Source organism: Streptomyces sp. Isolate_45 (assembly GCF_024721315.2).
In the GTDB taxonomy this organism is placed as follows: Bacteria; Actinomycetota; Actinomycetes; order Streptomycetales; family Streptomycetaceae; genus Streptomyces.
On the sequence record NZ_JANFAK020000091.1, the window covers coordinates 1 to 16,586 of the forward strand.

The 16,586-nt window shown below is 73.0% G+C and carries 18 protein-coding genes; 6 read left to right on the plus strand and 12 right to left on the minus strand.

Translation table 11 applies throughout. The features are described 5' to 3' along the window. Positions 1-170: 170 nt before the first annotated feature. Complete coding sequence (locus tag NOD94_RS26025; RefSeq protein WP_281208535.1) at positions 171-1,004, plus strand: SDR family oxidoreductase; 834 nt, start codon at positions 171-173, stop codon at positions 1,002-1,004. A gap of 67 nt (positions 1,005-1,071) precedes the next feature. Here NOD94_RS26025 and NOD94_RS26030 read toward each other — a convergent pair whose 3' ends face one another. After that, the gene (locus NOD94_RS26030; RefSeq protein WP_281208536.1) at positions 1,072-1,857 is read right to left on the minus strand and encodes a hypothetical protein; all 786 of its coding nucleotides are present in this window, start codon (positions 1,855-1,857) and stop codon (positions 1,072-1,074) included. Between the two features lie 165 nt (positions 1,858-2,022). Here NOD94_RS26030 and NOD94_RS26035 point away from each other — a divergent pair, with 165 nt between their 5' ends. Genes NOD94_RS26035 through NOD94_RS26045 form a run of 3 tightly spaced genes read left to right on the plus strand, consistent with a single transcriptional unit; the run spans position 2,023 to position 4,467 of the window. Beyond that, positions 2,023-2,832 (plus strand): alpha/beta hydrolase, encoded by an 810-nt coding sequence (locus NOD94_RS26035; RefSeq protein ID WP_281208537.1) that lies wholly within the window; start codon positions 2,023-2,025, stop codon positions 2,830-2,832. Between the two features lie 16 nt (positions 2,833-2,848). Further along, complete coding sequence (locus NOD94_RS26040) at positions 2,849-4,114, plus strand: SpoIIE family protein phosphatase (RefSeq protein ID WP_281208538.1); 1,266 nt, start codon at positions 2,849-2,851, stop codon at positions 4,112-4,114. After that, positions 4,111-4,467 carry an STAS domain-containing protein gene (locus NOD94_RS26045; protein WP_281208539.1) on the plus strand — a complete coding sequence of 119 codons (357 nt, stop codon included), beginning with the start codon at positions 4,111-4,113 and terminating at the stop codon, positions 4,465-4,467. The genes NOD94_RS26040 and NOD94_RS26045 overlap by 4 nt, the downstream gene beginning before the upstream one ends. A gap of 38 nt (positions 4,468-4,505) precedes the next feature. Here the strand turns inward: NOD94_RS26045 and NOD94_RS26050 are convergent, their stop codons facing one another. From NOD94_RS26050 to NOD94_RS26085, 8 genes are all read right to left on the minus strand, one after another. After that, complete coding sequence (locus NOD94_RS26050) at positions 4,506-4,952, minus strand: secondary thiamine-phosphate synthase enzyme YjbQ (protein ID WP_281208540.1); 447 nt, start codon at positions 4,950-4,952, stop codon at positions 4,506-4,508. A gap of 69 nt (positions 4,953-5,021) precedes the next feature. Continuing rightward, complete coding sequence (locus NOD94_RS26055) at positions 5,022-5,726, minus strand: restriction endonuclease (protein ID WP_281208541.1); 705 nt, start codon at positions 5,724-5,726, stop codon at positions 5,022-5,024. 92 nt (positions 5,727-5,818) lie between these two features. Next, entirely contained in the window at positions 5,819-6,259 is a 441-nt protein-coding gene (locus tag NOD94_RS26060) for an ATP-binding protein (protein WP_281208542.1), read from the minus strand. Positions 6,260-6,372: 113 nt separating this feature from the next. Continuing rightward, positions 6,373-6,735, minus strand: a complete 363-nt coding sequence (locus tag NOD94_RS26065; RefSeq protein ID WP_281208543.1) for an STAS domain-containing protein — start codon at positions 6,733-6,735, stop codon at positions 6,373-6,375. A gap of 25 nt (positions 6,736-6,760) precedes the next feature. Continuing rightward, positions 6,761-7,219, minus strand: a complete 459-nt coding sequence (locus NOD94_RS26070) for a response regulator (protein ID WP_281208544.1) — start codon at positions 7,217-7,219, stop codon at positions 6,761-6,763. After that, positions 7,216-8,940 carry an ATP-binding protein gene (locus tag NOD94_RS26075; RefSeq protein WP_348652353.1) on the minus strand — a complete coding sequence of 575 codons (1,725 nt, stop codon included), beginning with the start codon at positions 8,938-8,940 and terminating at the stop codon, positions 7,216-7,218. The genes NOD94_RS26070 and NOD94_RS26075 overlap by 4 nt, the downstream gene beginning before the upstream one ends. After that, positions 8,937-10,217: a SpoIIE family protein phosphatase gene (locus tag NOD94_RS26080; protein ID WP_281208545.1), complete on the minus strand. Its 1,281-nt coding sequence runs from the start codon at positions 10,215-10,217 to the stop codon at positions 8,937-8,939. The genes NOD94_RS26075 and NOD94_RS26080 overlap by 4 nt, the downstream gene beginning before the upstream one ends. 123 nt (positions 10,218-10,340) lie before the next feature. Then, a complete protein-coding gene (locus tag NOD94_RS26085; protein WP_281208546.1) occupies positions 10,341-11,543 on the minus strand; it encodes a PP2C family protein-serine/threonine phosphatase in 1,203 nt (400 codons plus the stop codon). Positions 11,544-11,648: 105 nt separating this feature from the next. Here NOD94_RS26085 and NOD94_RS26090 point away from each other — a divergent pair, with 105 nt between their 5' ends. After that, positions 11,649-12,146, plus strand: a complete 498-nt coding sequence (locus tag NOD94_RS26090; protein ID WP_281208547.1) for a MarR family transcriptional regulator — start codon at positions 11,649-11,651, stop codon at positions 12,144-12,146. Positions 12,147-12,209: 63 nt separating this feature from the next. Here the strand turns inward: NOD94_RS26090 and NOD94_RS26095 are convergent, their stop codons facing one another. Both NOD94_RS26095 and NOD94_RS26100 read right to left on the minus strand, forming a co-directional pair. Next, positions 12,210-13,574, minus strand: a complete 1,365-nt coding sequence (locus NOD94_RS26095; protein WP_281208548.1) for an NAD(P)/FAD-dependent oxidoreductase — start codon at positions 13,572-13,574, stop codon at positions 12,210-12,212. A 267-nt stretch (positions 13,575-13,841) separates the two neighbouring features. Next, positions 13,842-14,027: a hypothetical protein gene (locus NOD94_RS26100; RefSeq protein WP_281208549.1), complete on the minus strand. Its 186-nt coding sequence runs from the start codon at positions 14,025-14,027 to the stop codon at positions 13,842-13,844. A 415-nt stretch (positions 14,028-14,442) separates the two neighbouring features. Here NOD94_RS26100 and NOD94_RS26105 point away from each other — a divergent pair, with 415 nt between their 5' ends. Beyond that, the gene (locus tag NOD94_RS26105) at positions 14,443-15,402 is read left to right on the plus strand and encodes an SDR family oxidoreductase (protein ID WP_281208550.1); all 960 of its coding nucleotides are present in this window, start codon (positions 14,443-14,445) and stop codon (positions 15,400-15,402) included. Here NOD94_RS26105 and NOD94_RS26110 read toward each other — a convergent pair. Beyond that, positions 15,393-16,439 carry a WYL domain-containing protein gene (locus NOD94_RS26110; RefSeq protein ID WP_281208551.1) on the minus strand — a complete coding sequence of 349 codons (1,047 nt, stop codon included), beginning with the start codon at positions 16,437-16,439 and terminating at the stop codon, positions 15,393-15,395. The two genes, NOD94_RS26105 and NOD94_RS26110, sit on opposite strands and share 10 nt — an antisense overlap. Between the last annotated feature and the right edge of the window lie 147 nt (positions 16,440-16,586).

Here is a 16,586-nt window from a genome sequence, read left to right on the forward strand (position 1 = left end):
CCCCCCCCCCCCCCCCCCCCCCCCCCCCCCCCCCCCCCCCCCCCCCCCCCCCCCCCCCCCCCCCCCCCCCCCCCGGTTCGTTCGGCGGGCAGCGCGGCACGCACCGGACCGGGCCCGCCACGCGCACCGGCACGACTCCTACGGGCACCACGACCACGACAGGGGAACGAATGGGACGACGCTGGCTGGTCACGGGATGTTCATCGGGCCTCGGGCACGCGCTGGCCACCGCGGCGGCCCGGGCCGGGGACGAACTGGCGGTCACCGCCCGCAAGACCGCCGACCTGGAGGAACTGGCCGCCGCCTGGCCCGGCCGCATCGTCCCGGTCCCGCTGGAACTGCGTGACGCCGCCTCCTGCGAGGACGCCGTCCGTACGGCGCTCGACCGTCTCGGCGGCATCGACGTCCTGGTCAACAACGCCGGCGTCGGACTGTTCGGCGCGGTCGAGGAGGTCTCGGACATCGAACTGCGCGATCAACTGGAAACCCTGGTCGTCGGCCCCTGGCGGCTCGCGCGTCTCGTCCTGCCACTGATGCGGGCGCAGGGCCACGGCCACATCCTCAACGTCTCCTCCGTGGTCGGCCGGATGGCCTTCCCCGGCCTGGCCGCCTACGTCGCCGGGAAGCACGCCCTCGAAGGCATGAGCCAGGCCCTCGCCGTCGAGGCGGCCCCGCACAACATCCGCGTCACCGTACTGGAACCGGGCATGTTCGCCACGCGCTACGGAACGTCCATGGCCGAAGCGCGTCACAGGATCGCCGACTACGACGCGACCAACCGGGAGATGCTCGAAGGGGCGCGCGGCCTCGCGGAGAACCCGGAAACCGGCCGCCCCGAGGACTTCGCCGCGCGCGTCCTCGACATCGTCCGCGCCGACACCCCCACCCCCTTGCGGATCCCGGTCGGCGACGACGCGTTCGGCTACCTGGAGGTCGCGGAGCAGGCCTACCGCGAGGAATTCGCCGAGGCCCGGACCCTCGTACAGGGGCCGCCGGCGGCGTGATGCCCGGCCGGGGAGGGGGAGGGGGGAGGGGAGCGGGCGGACGCACGCGGGCGACCAACGGGGCCGGTCAGACCGCGGGCCCGCCCGGTCCCGCGTCCCGTTCCCCGCCCGGTCCCGCGTCCCGTTCCCCGTCCCGCTTGCCGCCCGCGGCGCGGCGGCGCTCGTCCTCCCGTGCGGTCCAGGCGGCCACGTCGATCCGCGAGGCGGGGTCGTCCCCCGACTCCGAGGCGTCCAGACGCACGGTCCACACCCACAGGACGACGGCCGCCAGCAGGAAGGAGCCGGCCAATCCCAGGGTCGAGTCGATGTCGTCGGACCGGGATTCGGGGTCGTCGCCGAGGAAGGCGGGCGGACCGTCGACGATCATGCTCACCCACCAGGCGAGGGCCGCGTTGAAGATGAGCAGGGAGATCCAGTACAGGACCCGCAAGGCCTGTGCGGTGCGGCCGCGGAGCGGGCGCAGCAGGAGTAGGCGCCTCAGCCTGCCGGGTCCTCCCCGCCGGTGGCGGGACGCGACCTCGAAGCTGCGTACCGAGGCGTAGCACTCGTCGAGCCAGCGGCCCGGCTCGGGCTCGGGCTCCGGCTCCGGCCCCGGGTTCGGGGCCGGGGACAGCTCCGGGGTGACGGTCGCGGTCGTGGTCGCGGTCGCGGTCGGCGCGAGCTTCTTGGCCTCGATCCAGCCCGTGATGAACTGGACCTCCATCTGCGCCCGCTCCAGCCTCCTGCGGTAGTGGTGGTCCGCGCTCCGCGAATTGCGCCGGTCCCTGATGATCAGGCTGATCCCGCCCACCACGCCGGTGACCACGGGAACGAAGAACGGCGCGAACGACGCCAGGGACTCCAAGCCCGCCATCGCCACACCTCCTCACCCGCTCCGGCCACCGGGGCCTCCCCTCCAGCCTGCATCCCCCGGCGCGGCCCCACCGCCCCGTACGGCCGTTCGGGCCACCACGAACGACGGCGTCCGTACGACGGCGTCCGTGCGACGGCGCGCGTGTGATCTGGGAAGATGAGCCGCATGAGCGTCCGGAGCAGGAACCACGTGAGGGTGAGCGGCCGCGCCGGGGGCTCCGTCCTGGTGCTGGCGCACGGTTTCGGATGTGACCAGAACATGTGGCACGCGGTGCTCCCGGACCTGGAGCGCGACCACACGGTCGTGCTGTTCGACCATGTGGGCGCCGGCCGGTCCGACCTGTCGGCGTGGAGCCGGGAGCGGTACTCGGCGATGGACGGGTACGTCGAGGACGTGCTGGCGATCTGCCGGGAGACGGCACCCGGCCCGGTGGTCTTCGTGGGGCATTCGGTGAGTGCCATGATGGGCGTGCTGGCCGCGGCGCGCGAGCCCGAACTGTTCGCGGGCCTGGTGCTGTTGGCCCCCTCGCCGTGCTTCATCGACGATCCGGCCACCGGCTACCGGGGCGGGTTCGACGCGCCGGACATCGAGGAGCTGTTGGACTCGCTGGACGCCAACTACCTCGGCTGGTCGGGGGCGATGGCCCCGGTCATCATGGGCAATCCGGATCGCCCCGAGCTGGGGGAGGAGCTGGCGAGCAGCTTCTGCCGCACCGACCCCGAGATCGCACGCGTATTCGCCCGGGTGACCTTCCTGTCCGACAACCGGGAGGACCTCGCCCGGGTGACGGTACCCACGCTCGTCGCGCAGTGCTCCCACGACGCGATCGCCCCGCCGGAGGTGGGCGAGTTCGTCCGCGACCGGATCCCCGGGAGCCGTCTGGTCACGCTGACCGCGACGGGACACTGCCCCCAGCTCAGCGCACCGGCCGAGACCACGGCCGTGATCAACGCGTTCGTGCGCTCGCTCGGCTGAAGCGCGAGGCCGTCCGATGCCCGAGAAGGAAACCCCGGAACCGGACCGGCAGCCCGAGCCCGGCGCGCGCGAGTCCCACCGTCCGGAACCGTTCTCCGCCTTCCTGGAGGACAGCGTCGAGGACCTGTACGAGAACGCCCCCTGCGGCTACCTCTCCACCCTGCTCGACGGACGGATCGTCAAGGTCAACGGGCGGCTCCTCGCCTGGCTGGGCCACGACCGCGACGAACTGGTGGGCCGCCGGACGTTCTCCGACCTGCTCACGGTGGGCGGCCGCATCTACCACGAGACGCATTTCGCCCCTCTGCTCGCCATGCGGGGGGAGATCAGCGGGATCGCCCTCGAACTCAAGGCGGCCGACGGCAGCCGGCTGCCGGTCCTGGTCACCTCCACCGTCAAAACGGGGAGCGACGGGCAACCGCTGCTGATCCGCACCACCGTCTTCGACGCCCGCGAGCGCCGGGCCTACGAGACCGAACTGCTGCGGGCGCGCCAGGAGGCCGAGCGCGAGCGCGAGCGCCTCAAGCGGCTCAACGCCATCCTCCAGCAGACGCTGTTGCCCCCCGCGCCGGCCGACGTACCCGGTCTCGAGGTCGCCACCCACTACCACGTGGCCTCCGCCGACGAGGTCGGCGGCGACTTCTACGATCTCTTCCCCCTCGCGGCCGACCGCTGGGGCATGTTCCTCGGCGACGTCTGCGGAAAGGGCGCGGGCGCCGCCGCCGTGACCTCCCTGACGCGCTACACCCTGCGCGCGGCGGCCGTCTACGACGCCGACCCGGCGGGGGTGCTCGGGAACCTGAACACGGTCCTCACCCACGAGTACAACCAGCACGACCCGCGCTTTTGCACCGTCGTGTTCGGTCTCCTCACCCCCGATGCCGCCCGGGGTGGTTTCCGGATCACCCTCGCCGGCGGGGGGCACCCTCCGGCGCTGCTGATGCGTGCCGACGGAAGCGCCGCCTACGTGCCCACACCCGGAGGGCAGCTCATCGGCGTCCTGCCCGACGCCCAGATCGCCACCGCCGAGGTGAGCCTGGGACCCGGCGACACCCTCGTCCTCTACAGCGACGGCCTGACCGAGGCCCACACCGCCCTCGCCGGCGACCGCTACGGCGACCAGGCCCTCCTCGACTTCGCCGAAGGTCTGGCGCCGTGCACCGCCGCCGAGGCGGTCACGGCGATCCGCGGCCTCCTCGACACCTTCGGCGCCGGCGTGGACGACGACACGGCCGTCCTGGCCGTCCACGTACCCCGACCCAGCAGGGAAGAGCAGCCGTGAACCAGCTGATCATCCGTACCCGCGCCACTCCTGCCGGGCCGGTCGTCGAGCTCACCGGAGTCCTGGACCACCGCACCAGCCCCGAGGTCCGGGCCCTGCTGCCCGGCCTGGTGCTCGGCGCGGGGCAGCAACTCGTGATCGACCTGTCCGGCTTGACGTTCTGCGACTCCAGCGGCATCACCGTGATGATCGCGGCGCGCAACCATGCCGTGGGAACCGGCGGGGGCATCGCGCTGGCCGCCGTTCCCGACCGGGTCCACCGGATCTTCCGCATCGTCGGTCTGGACCGGGTCTTCACCACCTACGACACCGCGCGGGACGCGGAAGCCGCCTGGCAGCCGCCGGCCCCGTAGGCGGGGCCCTCGGGGCGGCGGGCGGGCGGCGAGGCGGGTCAGGCCGTGGGGGAGTGGCCCATGAAGGTCAGCCGGACCTGGCGGCGGGGATTGTCCCCGTTGGTGTCCACCAACGTGACCGACTGCCAGGTTCCCAGCTGGAGGACCCCGCCGATCACCGGGAGCGTCGCGTGCGGAGGGACGATCGCCGGTAGGACGTGGTCCCGCCCGTGACCGGGCGACCCGTGCCGGTGCCGCCACCTGTCGTCGGCCGGCAGGAGCGACCCCAAGGCGTCCAGGAGGTCCTCGTCGCTGCCCGCGCCGGTCTCGATGACGGCGAGGCCGGCCGTCGCGTGGGGAGTGAAGACGTTGAGGAGTCCGTCCCGTCCCCGAGCGGCCTCCCGGAGGAAGGACGCGATGACCTCGGTCAGGTCGAGGACGGTCTGGCGGCCCCCGGTGGTCACGTCGACGGTGCGCGAGACGAAGGTGTCGAAGGTGTCGGCCATGGAGTCATCCTCGCGTCACGGGCACCTACGGGTACGGAGCCGCGGCCCGTGTCGGCGGCCCGTGGCCGGCTACGCGGTGCCGGCCTCCCACGGGGGCGGCGCGGACTGGTCGGTCCAGGCGGCCAGCGCGGCGCCGTCGACGCAGAGGATGCCGCACGCGGCCGCGTACTCCGCGGCGGGCGCGGTGAAGGAACTGGTGGTGACGACGATCGCGACGTCCGCCTCGTGCACGGCGAAACAGGTGCCGCCGAACCGCTGCAGGTCCTGCGACCCGACCCGGTTGTCCTCGGCGTAGTGCTTGCACTGCAGGACGATCCGGAGGCCGTCCGCGGTCGTCGCCATGACATCGGCGCCCAGGTCCCCCGCGCCCCCGACGACCTCCACCGGCGAGCAGCCGTCCCGCGCGCACAGGGCTGCCACCGTGTGTTCGAAGCCGTCGGCGTCGACCGCGGCGTGGTCCAGTGCCCCGTCGCCCACGTCGGGGACGTCCGCGGGCGGTGTCGCGTACCCGCCGGGGCCGATCGGGAGCCTCCCCCGGGGGCGGCGCCGGACGGGCGCCACGCTCCACTTCGCCAGGACCACCCCGATCGCCAGGACGGCGACCGTCGCGACCGGCACCAGCGGCAGCCCGGTCCCGGCCGCCGCCGTGGCCTTCAGGAAGACGGCCAGGCCGCCCGCGCATATGCCCACCAATCCCACGGCGAGCACCATGTCGCGGCCCACCGACGCGGGTCCCCGCCCGGACGCCCTCGCGTCCTCCTCGGGTGTCGTCATGCGGAAGTCCCCCCATCTCGGTCACGCGCACCAGGAGGGCGCGCTTCCTCGTGTGACCGGTAAGCGGCTCCCGAAACGGGGAGGAGCGGGAATCAACGCAGGTCGGGGAAGTCCGCGGACCGGTCCGCCGCGTCGAGCGGCATGACGACCTCGATGCGCTTGCCCCCCTGAGGCGTCGGCCTGATCGTCACGCTCCGCGTCAGCCGACGGATCAAGGGCCAACCGAACCCGCCCGCGCCGACGGTTCCGGGAGGCCGGGGCAGCGTGACGGGGTTGTCGGCGTTGGCGTCCGTGATCGCGAGCCGGAGCCCGTCAGGGGCGACGGAGGCGCTGAAATCGACGATCCCGCCCCCGTGCCGGATCGCGTTCGTCACCAACTCCGACGTGACGAGCAGCGCGTCGGTCAGGGTGTCCTCCGCGGCCGCGCCGTCCCCCACGATCCCGGAGGCCTCGATGAGCGACCGCACATGATCCCGCGCCTGCATGGCGTTGAGCGGGACCGGGCGCGGCGGCGTGCCGTGGTCGGGCAGCACCGTTCACCTCCTCGTCGGTCTCGTCACGGTCGGACCGTGTCCGTCTGCCCCGCGCCGGCCCCCGCAATCGCAGGGGCAAACGCCTTACTCATCCTGCTCCGCGGCCCGACGGCTCAGCCCCGTCGGGGCGGGAGCGTCACGACCGTCGCCTCGGCCACGCTGGGAGCGGTGGCGAACGCCCGGCCCGCGCCCGTGACCTCCAGCAGCCGCGCGAGGCGGCTCGGGACCGTCCCCGCCAGTACCACCGGCCGGTTCAGAGCGGGTTGCAGCATGATGCTGAGGGCGGTCGAATCGACGAAGGTCACACCGGAGACGTCCAGGACGAACCGTTCGATGCCGACGACCTCGGGATCCATCGCCGTCCGCAGTTCACCCACGGTGTCCATGTCGAACTCGCCGGCCATCACGATGATCCGCACGTTCCCGTCGGACCGCGTCTCGACGTAGTTGCGGGCGTCGCCGCTCTGCGTGTCCACGTTTCCCACTTCCTCTCCTGCGCTTTCAGAATGCCCGGGGCAACTTCACCACGGTGACGAAGAAGTCGTCGATCTGCTGGATCGCCCGGATGAACTGGTCGAGGTCCACCGGCTTCGTCACGTAGGCGTTCGCGTGCAGTTTGTAGCTCCGCAGGATGTCCTCCTCGGCCGCCGACGTGGTGAGCACGACCACCGGGATGTGGCTCAGCTCCGGGTCCGTCTTGATCTGTTCGAGGACCTGCCTGCCGTCGTACTTGGGCAGGTTCAGGTCCAGGAGGATCAGGTCCGGACGCGGCGCGCCGGTGTGTTCCCCGCGGCGGTAGAGGAAGTCCAACGCCTCCAGGCCGTCCCGCACGACGTGCAGGACGTTGCCGATCCTGTTGTCCTCGAAGGCCTCGCGGGTCATGAGTTCGTCGCCCGCGTCGTCCTCGACGAGCAGGATCTCCGCGGGCGCCGTCGACGGCTGGGAGGGGGGCGTGGTCATCGGCTGGTTCCTTCGTCGACTGCGGAATCGGATGCGGGGACCGGTTCGGTCACGGCGGCGTCCGTGGCGAGCACGGGCAGGGTGAACAGGATCCGGGTGCCCGGCGTGTGGGCGGTGTCGATCCGGATGTGCCCTCCGGAGTGCTCGACGATCTTCTTGCAGAGCGAGAGCCCGATCCCCGTGCCACCGTACGTTTCCCGGCCGTGCAGCCGTTGGAAGATGACGAACACCTTCTCGGCGAACTCGGCGGGAATGCCGATGCCGTTGTCCGTGACGGCGAAGGTGTGGAACCCGGGTTCCGTCTCGGTCCCGTCGACCAGCGAGATCTCCACGTGCGGAGTGAGCCCGGGGGAGTGGAACTTGACCGCGTTGGCGACCAGGTTCTGCCAGAGCATCGTGAGGAGGGTCGGATCGCCCAGCACTTCGGGGAGCCGGTCCGGCCGCGTGACCTCGGCGGAGTGCTCCTCCACGGCGGCGGCCAGGTTGCGCATGGCCCGGTCCACGGTCGAGTCCAGGGCCACCGTCTCGCGCGCGTCCTGGACACGGCCCACCCGGGAGAACGCCAACAGGTCGTTGATCAGCACCTGCATCCGCTTGGCGCCGTCGACGGCGAACGCGATGTACTGGGTACCGCGCTCGTCCAACTGCTGCCCGTAGCGCTTCTCCAGCAACTGGCAGAACGAGGCGACCTTGCGCAGCGGCTCCTGGAGGTCATGGGAGGCCACGTACGCGAACTGCTCCAACTCGGCGTTCGAGCGCCGTAGTTCACCCGCCTGCGCGTCCAGCTCCGCGGCCGTGCGGTTCAGCTCTCGCGCGTTGCGCTGCGAGGCCGTCAGCTCGGCGACGGTTCGCCGGCGCATGGCCTCCACCGACCGGGCGAGCGTGCGCAGGTCGGCCGGGCCGCGGACGGGAATCTCCTCTTCGAACGCCCCGTCCGCGACCCGCTGGGACGCCGTCCGGACCGAGGCGAGAGGACGCAGGACGCCCACGTGGAGCAGGACCCCGAGAGCGGCACCCGCCAACAGGAACGCCGCCACGAGCGCCAGGAGGATGCGGTCGCGTTCCGAGCGGGCCTCCCCGAAGGTGGTGCGGGCCTCCGTCTGGACGCGGTCCAGCCGGGCCTGCTGCTCCGCGAGCCGCAGCCGCACCTCGTCGAACTTCTCCTTGCCCACCTGGACCGAGGGCGGCTCCCCGCCGGCGCGCACCGCGGAGACGGCCGGCGTCGCGAACTCGTCCTGCCAGACGCGCGCGGCGTCCTGCACGGCACGCAGGTCGGCCCGTACCCCGCCGACGTCGTCCAGGACCGTAGACAGCCGATCCGCCGCCCCGCGGCCGCTCTCCAGGCCGCGCTCGTACGGTTCCAGGAGGGCCGGGTCGCGGGCCAGCAGGTAGCCGCGGACCCCGGTCTCCTGGTCCAGCAGGGCCGCCTCCAGCCGGAGCGCGTCGCGCTGCGCCGGGAGGATCCCGTCGACGAGCCGGTCGCCCGCCATCGTGGTGTTCGACAGCAGGGCGGCTCCCACCGCGCCCGTCCCGACGACCATGAGGGCCAGTACGGCGAGGACGGTCGTGAGCCAGGCCCGCAGGCTCGGACCCCCGTGACCGGGTCCGGCGGGCGTGGCTCCGGCAGGGGGGAGCTCGGCGGCGGCGGGGACCTCGTCAGAAGGGGAGTCGGCGGGAGGGGAGCCGCTGGGAGGGGGTTCGGTTCGTTCTGGGGCGTTCACGAGGGGGTGTTCCATTCGAGGTGGAGTACGGCGACGTCGTCGGCCAGGCCGCCCCAGTCCGCGGCCCGGCTCTGCGCCGCCCGGATGAGGGTGTCGACGAAGGTCTCGGCGGGCAGCCCGGAGTGCAGGCGCGCGATGTCGAGGAGACCCGTCTCGTCGAGGCGTTCGGAGCCGGGGCCCACGCGTCCCTCGATCAGACCGTCGGTGAAGAGCATCACGGCGCCGTCCGGTGCCAGGGGAACCTCGGTCACGGGCCAGTCCGCGCCCCAGCCGGGCATGATCCCGAGGGCGGGCCCCCCGGGGACCTCCAGCAGGTCGACCCCCGTCGCCGACCTGACGAGGAAACCGGGGTGCCCGGCGCGCTGCACGGAAATGCCGTCGGACCCGGCAGGGCGGGTGACCGCGATGAGTGTGGCGAAGATCTCGGGCCCGGACCGCTCCGCGAGGAGGATCTCCTCCAGGAGCTTGAGCAGTTCCTCGCCCCGTGCGCCCGCCATCACGAAGGCCCGCCACGCCACGCGCAGGCACACCCCGAGGGCCGCTTCGCCCGGTCCGTGCCCCGACACGTCGCCGACCACGGCGTGCGTGGCCCCGTCGCGGGTCTGGACGACGTCGTAGAAGTCTCCGCCGAGGAGTGCCTGGGCGCGGCCCGGCCGGTACCGGGCGCACACCGTGACGGCGTCGTCCAGCAGGAGCGGCGTCGGCAGCAGGCCCCGCTCCAGGCGGGAGTTCTCCTCGGCGCGCAGCTTGCTCGCCTGCAGCGCGACCGCGGCGAGCTCGGTGCGCTTGCGCTGGATCGCGTAGCGGATGGCCCGGACGAAGACGTCGGCCTCCAGGCGGCCCTTGACCAGGTAGTCCTGGGCCCCCGCCGCCACGGCGGCGAGCCCCGCCTGTTCCTCCGAGAGGCCGGTGAGGACGACCACGGCGGCCTCGGCGGAAGCCGCCAGCACCTTCGTGAGGCCGTCGAGGCCCTGGGCGTCGGGGAGGTGCAGGTCCAGCAGGACGCACTGGGGCGGTTCTGTCTCCAGTCGGGACAGGGCGTCCGTGAGGGAGCGGGCCCGACCGAGTCGGAGGTCGACGCCGCTGTCCTCGACCAGTTCCTCGACGAGGAGGGCGTCGCCCTCGTCGTCCTCGATGAGGAGGACGTACGGCGGGAGGCCGCTCCACAGGGCGTGGGACCGGTCCTGCTCGACGGAGGAGGCCGGTCTGGGAGGACTCGTCGGCCGCGGTGTCCGGCCTGCGGGGTGGGGTGACCCCAGGCCGATCGTGCTCCCCATGGCGCGTCTTCCCCTCTCGCCACGGAGCGCGTGCGCCCGGGGGACGCCCGGTTGCGTCGGGGGTGAGCTTAGAGTGATCATTTGCCGTTAGGCAATATTTGAACCGGTCAATTATCCTTCGCGCTACCCGCCCGCCTCCGCGCCGGGCCGGCCGTGCCAGTCGAGGCAGACGGCCATGGCGTCGTCCGAGGCCTGGATCCGCTCGCCCCGGTGCCCCGCCAGCTCCCCCAGGATCGCCTGGGGCACCTGCGAGGGCGGGAGCAGCCGGGTGTTCATGATGGCCCGGCTCAGGGCACGCAGGCTGTACGGCTCCCCGCCCGGGGAAGCGACGTCGTAGACCCCGTCGCTCAGCAGGAAGAGCCGGTCCCCGGGCAGCACCCGGAAGCGCTGGCAGGTGTAGACGGTGTCCTCGAACATGCCGAGCGGGAGCTGGGCCTCCAGGTCGACGGTCTCCACGGTCCCCTGGCGGAGCCGCCAGATCCGGGGTGATCCCGCGTCGATGACCTCGACCTCGCCGGTGGCGAGGTCGAAGCGGAGCAGGAGCATGGCCAGGTGCAGGCGCCCCTGGTGCTGGCCGTACACGGCCTGGTCCGCCAGGGACGCCTGGTCGACCAGGCCGAGACCGCTCCGGCGGGCGTTGCGCAGGGCGCTGACGGCCAGGCTGGTCAGCAGGGCCGCGTCGATCCCGTCACCCATGCCGTTGTTGACGGTCAACGTCAGGTGGTCGGCGGAGGCCGACCAGTCGAAACTGTCGCCGAAGATGGCGTAGGCGGGCTCCAGCTGCCCTCCGAGCTCGTACTCGGGCCGGGAGCAGGACCGGCCGGGCAGCAGCTCCCACTGCATCTCGGCGGCGAGGGTGAGCCGGGTGGCCCGTCTCGCCCGCAGGAAGAGGTCGGTGTCCCGGTCGGCGACGAGGATCTCGTGGCCCAGGGCGTCGGCCAGGTCCCGCAGTTCCCCGAGGAGTCGGGGCGCGTACGCGTCCGCCGGGAAGTCCACGCTCAGCACCCCGAGGCGGTCGCCCCGTACGCTCACGGGCAGGTGGACGGTCACCTCGGACCCCCGGGTGACCACGTGGGCCTCCTGCGAGCCGAAGGCCCGGCCCGGAGCACTCGTGCGCACCGACACGGATCCGACCGTGTCCGGCCGGTCCGTGACGGGCCGCAGACTGGTCAGGGCGTAGTCCGCCATCAGCAGTTCCGCGTGCGCACGGTACCGGCGGGCCAGGACGTCGCGGACCTCTTCGAACAGCTCGTGCGGTGCGGCGCGGCGCAGGAGGCCCGCTACTTCGCCCGCTGCTTCGCCCTCTACTTCGTCGGGTCGTGCCACCGTCCTGGATCCTGCCTCTCCGGGGAACTGTTTAGATGGGGGAGCCACCGAGCCGCCGGGTCCGCCCGTGTAAGGGCAGCTCGTACGTACGGTAGGGAGTGTCACATGAGTCAGGGGCCCATCCACTCCCCACGCGCCCCGTCGGCGGTCGTGGGAATGAGCGACCTGATCGAGTTGCTCGGAGTCGTCTGGGAGCGGGGCCGCGACACCGTCAGTGCGCCGCCCGTCTCGTCCTCCCAGGCCAGGGTCCTCTTCCTCATCGAGCGGAACGAGGAGATCAACCTGCGGACGCTCGGAGAACTGCTGGGCTCGGCCGCCCCCTCGGTGACCCGGCTGTGCGACCGTCTCCAGGCCGCCGGGTTCCTCGAACGGCACCCTCGGCCCGACGACCGCCGCGAACTGCGGCTGGAGTTGACGCCCGCGGGGCGGAAGTACCTCGGCGAGCTGAGGGCCCGCCGGGAGGCGGCCCTGACGGAGGCGATGGCCACCATGCCGGCCGCCTCCCGGGCCGCCCTGGCCCTCGGCCTGGCCGACTTCCACATCGCCGTCGCCGGACCGCTGCGGATGGCGCCCCCGCAGAGCCCGGCGGCCCGGAGCGCCTGACCGCGCGCCGGGCCGCCCCGGGTGGAATCCGACCCGTTCCGCCGGAGGGGTGGGCCGGCGGGGTCAGCCGGAGGCGCGCAGGCCCTGGGTGTGCTCCCGTACCTGCTCCGGCGTGAGGTAGCGGTCGCTCCCTTCGAGCTCCCGCAGCGTGGGCGGCCTCGCCGATTGGAAGCCGGTGCGCACGAAGTCGTCCCCGGCCACGGCGTTGAGCAGCCAGTTGGTCATGACACGGGTCTTGGCCACGTTCGTGCGCAGCGCGGACCAGTGGTACCCCCGCGCCACCGCCTGGGCGGCGACGCCGCGCAGCGGGATGCCGAGCGGCTTGGACACGGCGTCGGTGCCGCCGAGGTCGACCACGAGGCCCAGGTCCTTGTGCGCGTACGGCCGCAACGGCTGGTGGCGCAGCGAGGCGATCACGTTGTCGGCCAGCGTGCGGCCCTGGCGCAGGGCGTGCTGCGCCGTCGGCGGGCAGATCGCTCCGCTCCCGCCCTTGGCGAGGTCGGGCACGGCCGCCGCGTCGCCCAGGGCGAAGACCCCGGGCGCGTCCGGCACGGTCATTTCCGGGGTCACCACCAGGCGCCCCCGCTCGGTCTCCGCGTCCATGGTGCCGATCAGGGGGCTGGCGGCCACGCCGGCGGTCCAGATCAGGGTGCGGCTGGGCAGGACGCGCCCGTCGGTCAACGTCAATTCCTCGGGCCCGGCCTTGGCGACGCTCACCCCCAGCGACACCTGGATGCCGCGGCGCCGCAGGATGTCCACGGCGGCCTGCCCCAGCGAGTCGCCCAGTTCGGGCATCAGCTTGGGCGCCATGTCCAGCAGGTGCCAACTGATCTGCCGCCGGTCCAGCCTCGGGTAGCGCTTCACCGCGTGGTCGGTGAGCCGTTGGAGGCACGCCGCCGTCTCGGTGCCCGCGTATCCGCCGCCGACCACGACGAAGCAGAGCCTGGCGGCCCGCTCCGCCTCGTCCTGGCTGGCGTCCGCCAGGTCGAGTTGTGCGATGACGTGGTCGCGCAGGTACGCGGCCTCCGCGAGCGTCTTCATGCCCCGCGCGTGTTCCAGGAGCCCGGGGATGTCGAAGGTACGGGTGACGCTGCCGGGCGCCAGCACGAGCTGGTCGTACGCGTGGTCGGTCACCTCGCCGGTGATCTTGCGGACGATGCAGACCTTGGCCCCGGTGTCGATGCCGATGGCCGTCCCGGGGACGATCCGGGTGCGGTGCCGGCTGCTGCGGCGCAGGGAGACGGCGATGGACTGCGGTGTCAGGACACCGGAGGCCACCTGGGGGAGCAGGGGGAGGTACAACTGGTAGGAGTTCGGCGTGACCATGGAGATGTCGGCCTCGCCGGGGGACAGCCTGCGCTCCAGACGGCGTACGCATTCCACCCCCGCGAAGCCTGCGCCCACCACGAGGATCCTCGGTCGTGTCACGGTTTGCGTCCTTTCTCGGGGCAGCCGGTCACCTTTCCGCCTGCCCAGTCCGGCGGGGTTCAGCTGCCGGATCGCACCACGAACGCCGGGGCGGACAAGGGGCCGCCGCGACGGAGCCGGAGGTCGAACGGGACGTCGCCCCCCCCACCGGCAAGGGGCGACGTCAGGGAAACAACTGGTCATCGGCGCCAACGGTGTTCGTGATCCCGGGGACCGCGGTGGCGCGCTTTCCGTCGGACGCCCGTGGGCACCCGCGCCGGGGGCGATTCAGCCGATGACGCGGCCGTCGACGGGTCCCGCGGCCGGGTCGTCGCTGAACCAGTAGTCGCCGGCCGCCGTCGGGCGGGGGCCGCGGCCGGCCTCACGGGGCAGCCGGAGGGTGACGGCACGGGTGTCGCCGGGCAGGACGACGGTGATGGCGGTGGGGTCCTGGTACTGCTGTCGTTCCGGCACGCTGCGCTCCTTGGAAGGCGGGACACACCCGACAATCACTCCGTGTGTCGTTCCAGTGTGCAGCGTGTGACTTTCCGTGTCAGTTTGGAGACCTCACCACCGGCGCACCGACCGAGGAGACTTCGATGGGCGTTGCGCACCACGCGCTCACCGACGACGCCGTCGACGACGCCCGTCGTCGCGACGACGACGTTCCCCTCGACGAGCCCGAGGACGGTGCGGAGGGTCCCGACGACGCCTCGTGAGGCGCCCCGAACCGGGTGCCCGGCCGGCGTCGACCACCCGGCCGGGCATCCGCTCCGCCGGGTCGGCGGCGCCACGGGCCGAGTTCCGGAGAACGTCCCGGAACGGTGATCGGAATAGGTGATCGGAAAAGGTGACGTGGACTGTCACCTTTGGCATTCATCGTGGTGACATGCAGACCCACACGGACACCCAGCACACCGACGGGCAAGGCCCGCTCACCGGCCGGATCGCGCTCGTCGCCGGAGCCACCCGCGGAGCGGGACGCGCGCTCGCCGTCGAACTCGGCCGCGCGGGCGCCACCGTCTACGTCACCGGCCGCACCACCCGCGAGCGCGTCAGCGAGGTCGGCCGGAACACGGAGACCATCGAGGAGACCGCGGAACTCGTCACGGCGGCCGGCGGCACCGGCATCGCCGTCCCCACCGACCACCTCGACGAGGACCGGGTGCGAGCCCTCGTCGAGCGGATCGACCGCGAACAGGGCCGGCTCGACATCCTCGTCAACGACCTCTGGGGCGGCGAACACCTCCTCTCCGGTTCGGTCTTCGGCAAGAAGAGCTGGGAGACGCCGCTCGCCGACGGCCTGCGGATCCTCGAACTCGGCGTGCGTTCGCACGTGATCACCGCGGCGCTCGCCCTCCCCCTCCTGGTCCGCTCGGACGCGCCGCTGCACGTGGAGGTCACCGACGGCACCGCGGTCTCCAACCGCCGCTACCGCGAGAACCTCTACTACGACCTCGCCAAGAACGCCCCGATCCGGATCGCCTTCGGGCTGGGTGAGGAACTCGCGGAGTACGGGGGCACGGCGGTGGCCGTCACTCCGGGCTTCCTGCGCTCGGAACAGATGCTCGATCACTTCGGCGTGACCGAGGAGAACTGGCGCGACGCCATCGCCCAGGAGCCCTCCTTCGGCATCGCCGAATCACCGCACTACCTCGCCCGCGCCGTGGCCGCGCTCGCCGGAGATCCGGACCGCTCCGCGCGCTGGAACGGCAAGTCCACGTCCAGCGGGGAGCTCGCCAAAACCTACGACGTGTGCGACGTGGACGGCAGCCGACCGGACGCCTGGGCGTACTTCGAGGACGTGGAGTACGGCGGCGGGGACGGCTCGCCCGACGACTACCGCTGATCCTGCGGCCCCGCGCCGTACAGGGCGGCGAGGGCCCGCGCGTGCTCGCGGAAGCGGGCCCGCAGGCCCTCCGGGGCCAGCACCTCCGCGTCGGCGCCCAGTTCGGTCAGCGTGGCGAACGCGACGTCCTCGGACTCGACCGGCAGGTCGAGCGTGACGCGCCCGGCCGGATCGGGCGCGCCCGCGGCGGCCAGCGCCTCGCCGATGCCCGCCGGGTCCGCCACGGCCGGCAGCCGGCGCAGACCGTGTTCGGTCAGGCGCAGGGTGACGGTCGTGCGCAGCAGTGCCCGGGCGAACCCGGCCGAGTGGGCCAGCCAGTGCGCGGCGAGGTCGAACGACGGGTCGCGGACGAAGGGCGCGCCGGGTTCGTCGCCGGCGGCGCGGGGGGCGTCGGCGAGCGCCGTGACGCGGTCGACGCGGTAGGTGCGCCACGCTTCGGCGACCGTGTCCCGCGCCGGGACGCGACCCACGACGTACCAGACCCCCGCCTTCAGGACGAGTCCGTACGGCTCCAGCAGGCGCGTCACCGTACGGGGCGGCGCGCCGTCCCGGCCCGGCCGCGCGTAGGCCAACTCGACGGTGCGGTCGGACCACACGGCGCGGGCCAGCTCCGGCAGCAGATCCGGTGCGGACGGCTCCCGGAACCAGGCCGGCGCGTCGAGGTGGAAGCGGCGTGTCGAGGCCTCGGCCGCCGCGCGCAGGGACGGCAGCATGGTGGCCGACAGCTTCAGCCGCGCCGTGTCCGCGGCGTCCGACAGGCCGAGATCGCGCAGGGCCGTGGGCAGGCCGGAGAGGTAGAGCGTCTCCGCCTCGGTGGGATGGAGGGTCGTGAGCCGGGTCCGGTGGCCCGGCGCCAGGTGGTAGCCGCCCGACCGGCCGCGCTCGGACCGGATGGGCACACCCGCCTCCTGCAGGGCCTGCGCGTCGCGGATCACGGTGCGTTCGGATACCTCCAGCTCCCGGGCGAGGGCGGCGGCGGTCAGGCCGGGGCTCGACTGGACCAGGAGGGCCATGCGGATGAGGCGGGCGGCGCGCATGCCCCCATGATCCTGGACCAGGAGGCCCCGCGGCACGCCCCGGGGCCGTCGTGTGGGCGGGCGGCGGACATCGACGGCGTGACCGGCCGCGGGCGGACGGGTGCGCGGCGCGGCGCATGTGTCGGGCGGTCGGGGGCAAACGGGCGG

What these genes read in the sequence shown, in the direction of transcription:
- NOD94_RS26025 (WP_281208535.1), top strand. Translation starts at nt 171, where the DNA reads ATGGGACGACGCTGGCTGGTCACGGGATGTTCATCGGGCCTCGGGCAC.
- NOD94_RS26030 (WP_281208536.1), bottom strand. Translation starts at nt 1,857, where the DNA reads ATGGCGGGCTTGGAGTCCCTGGCGTCGTTCGCGCCGTTCTTCGTTCCC.
- NOD94_RS26035 (WP_281208537.1), top strand. Translation starts at nt 2,023, where the DNA reads ATGAGCGTCCGGAGCAGGAACCACGTGAGGGTGAGCGGCCGCGCCGGG.
- NOD94_RS26040 (WP_281208538.1), top strand. Translation starts at nt 2,849, where the DNA reads ATGCCCGAGAAGGAAACCCCGGAACCGGACCGGCAGCCCGAGCCCGGC.
- NOD94_RS26050 (WP_281208540.1), bottom strand. Translation starts at nt 4,952, where the DNA reads ATGGCCGACACCTTCGACACCTTCGTCTCGCGCACCGTCGACGTGACC.
- NOD94_RS26055 (WP_281208541.1), bottom strand. Translation starts at nt 5,726, where the DNA reads ATGACGACACCCGAGGAGGACGCGAGGGCGTCCGGGCGGGGACCCGCG.
- NOD94_RS26070 (WP_281208544.1), bottom strand. Translation starts at nt 7,219, where the DNA reads ATGACCACGCCCCCCTCCCAGCCGTCGACGGCGCCCGCGGAGATCCTG.
- NOD94_RS26080 (WP_281208545.1), bottom strand. Translation starts at nt 10,217, where the DNA reads ATGGGGAGCACGATCGGCCTGGGGTCACCCCACCCCGCAGGCCGGACA.
- NOD94_RS26090 (WP_281208547.1), top strand. Translation starts at nt 11,649, where the DNA reads ATGAGTCAGGGGCCCATCCACTCCCCACGCGCCCCGTCGGCGGTCGTG.
- NOD94_RS26105 (WP_281208550.1), top strand. Translation starts at nt 14,443, where the DNA reads ATGCAGACCCACACGGACACCCAGCACACCGACGGGCAAGGCCCGCTC.
- NOD94_RS26110 (WP_281208551.1), bottom strand. Translation starts at nt 16,439, where the DNA reads ATGCGCGCCGCCCGCCTCATCCGCATGGCCCTCCTGGTCCAGTCGAGC.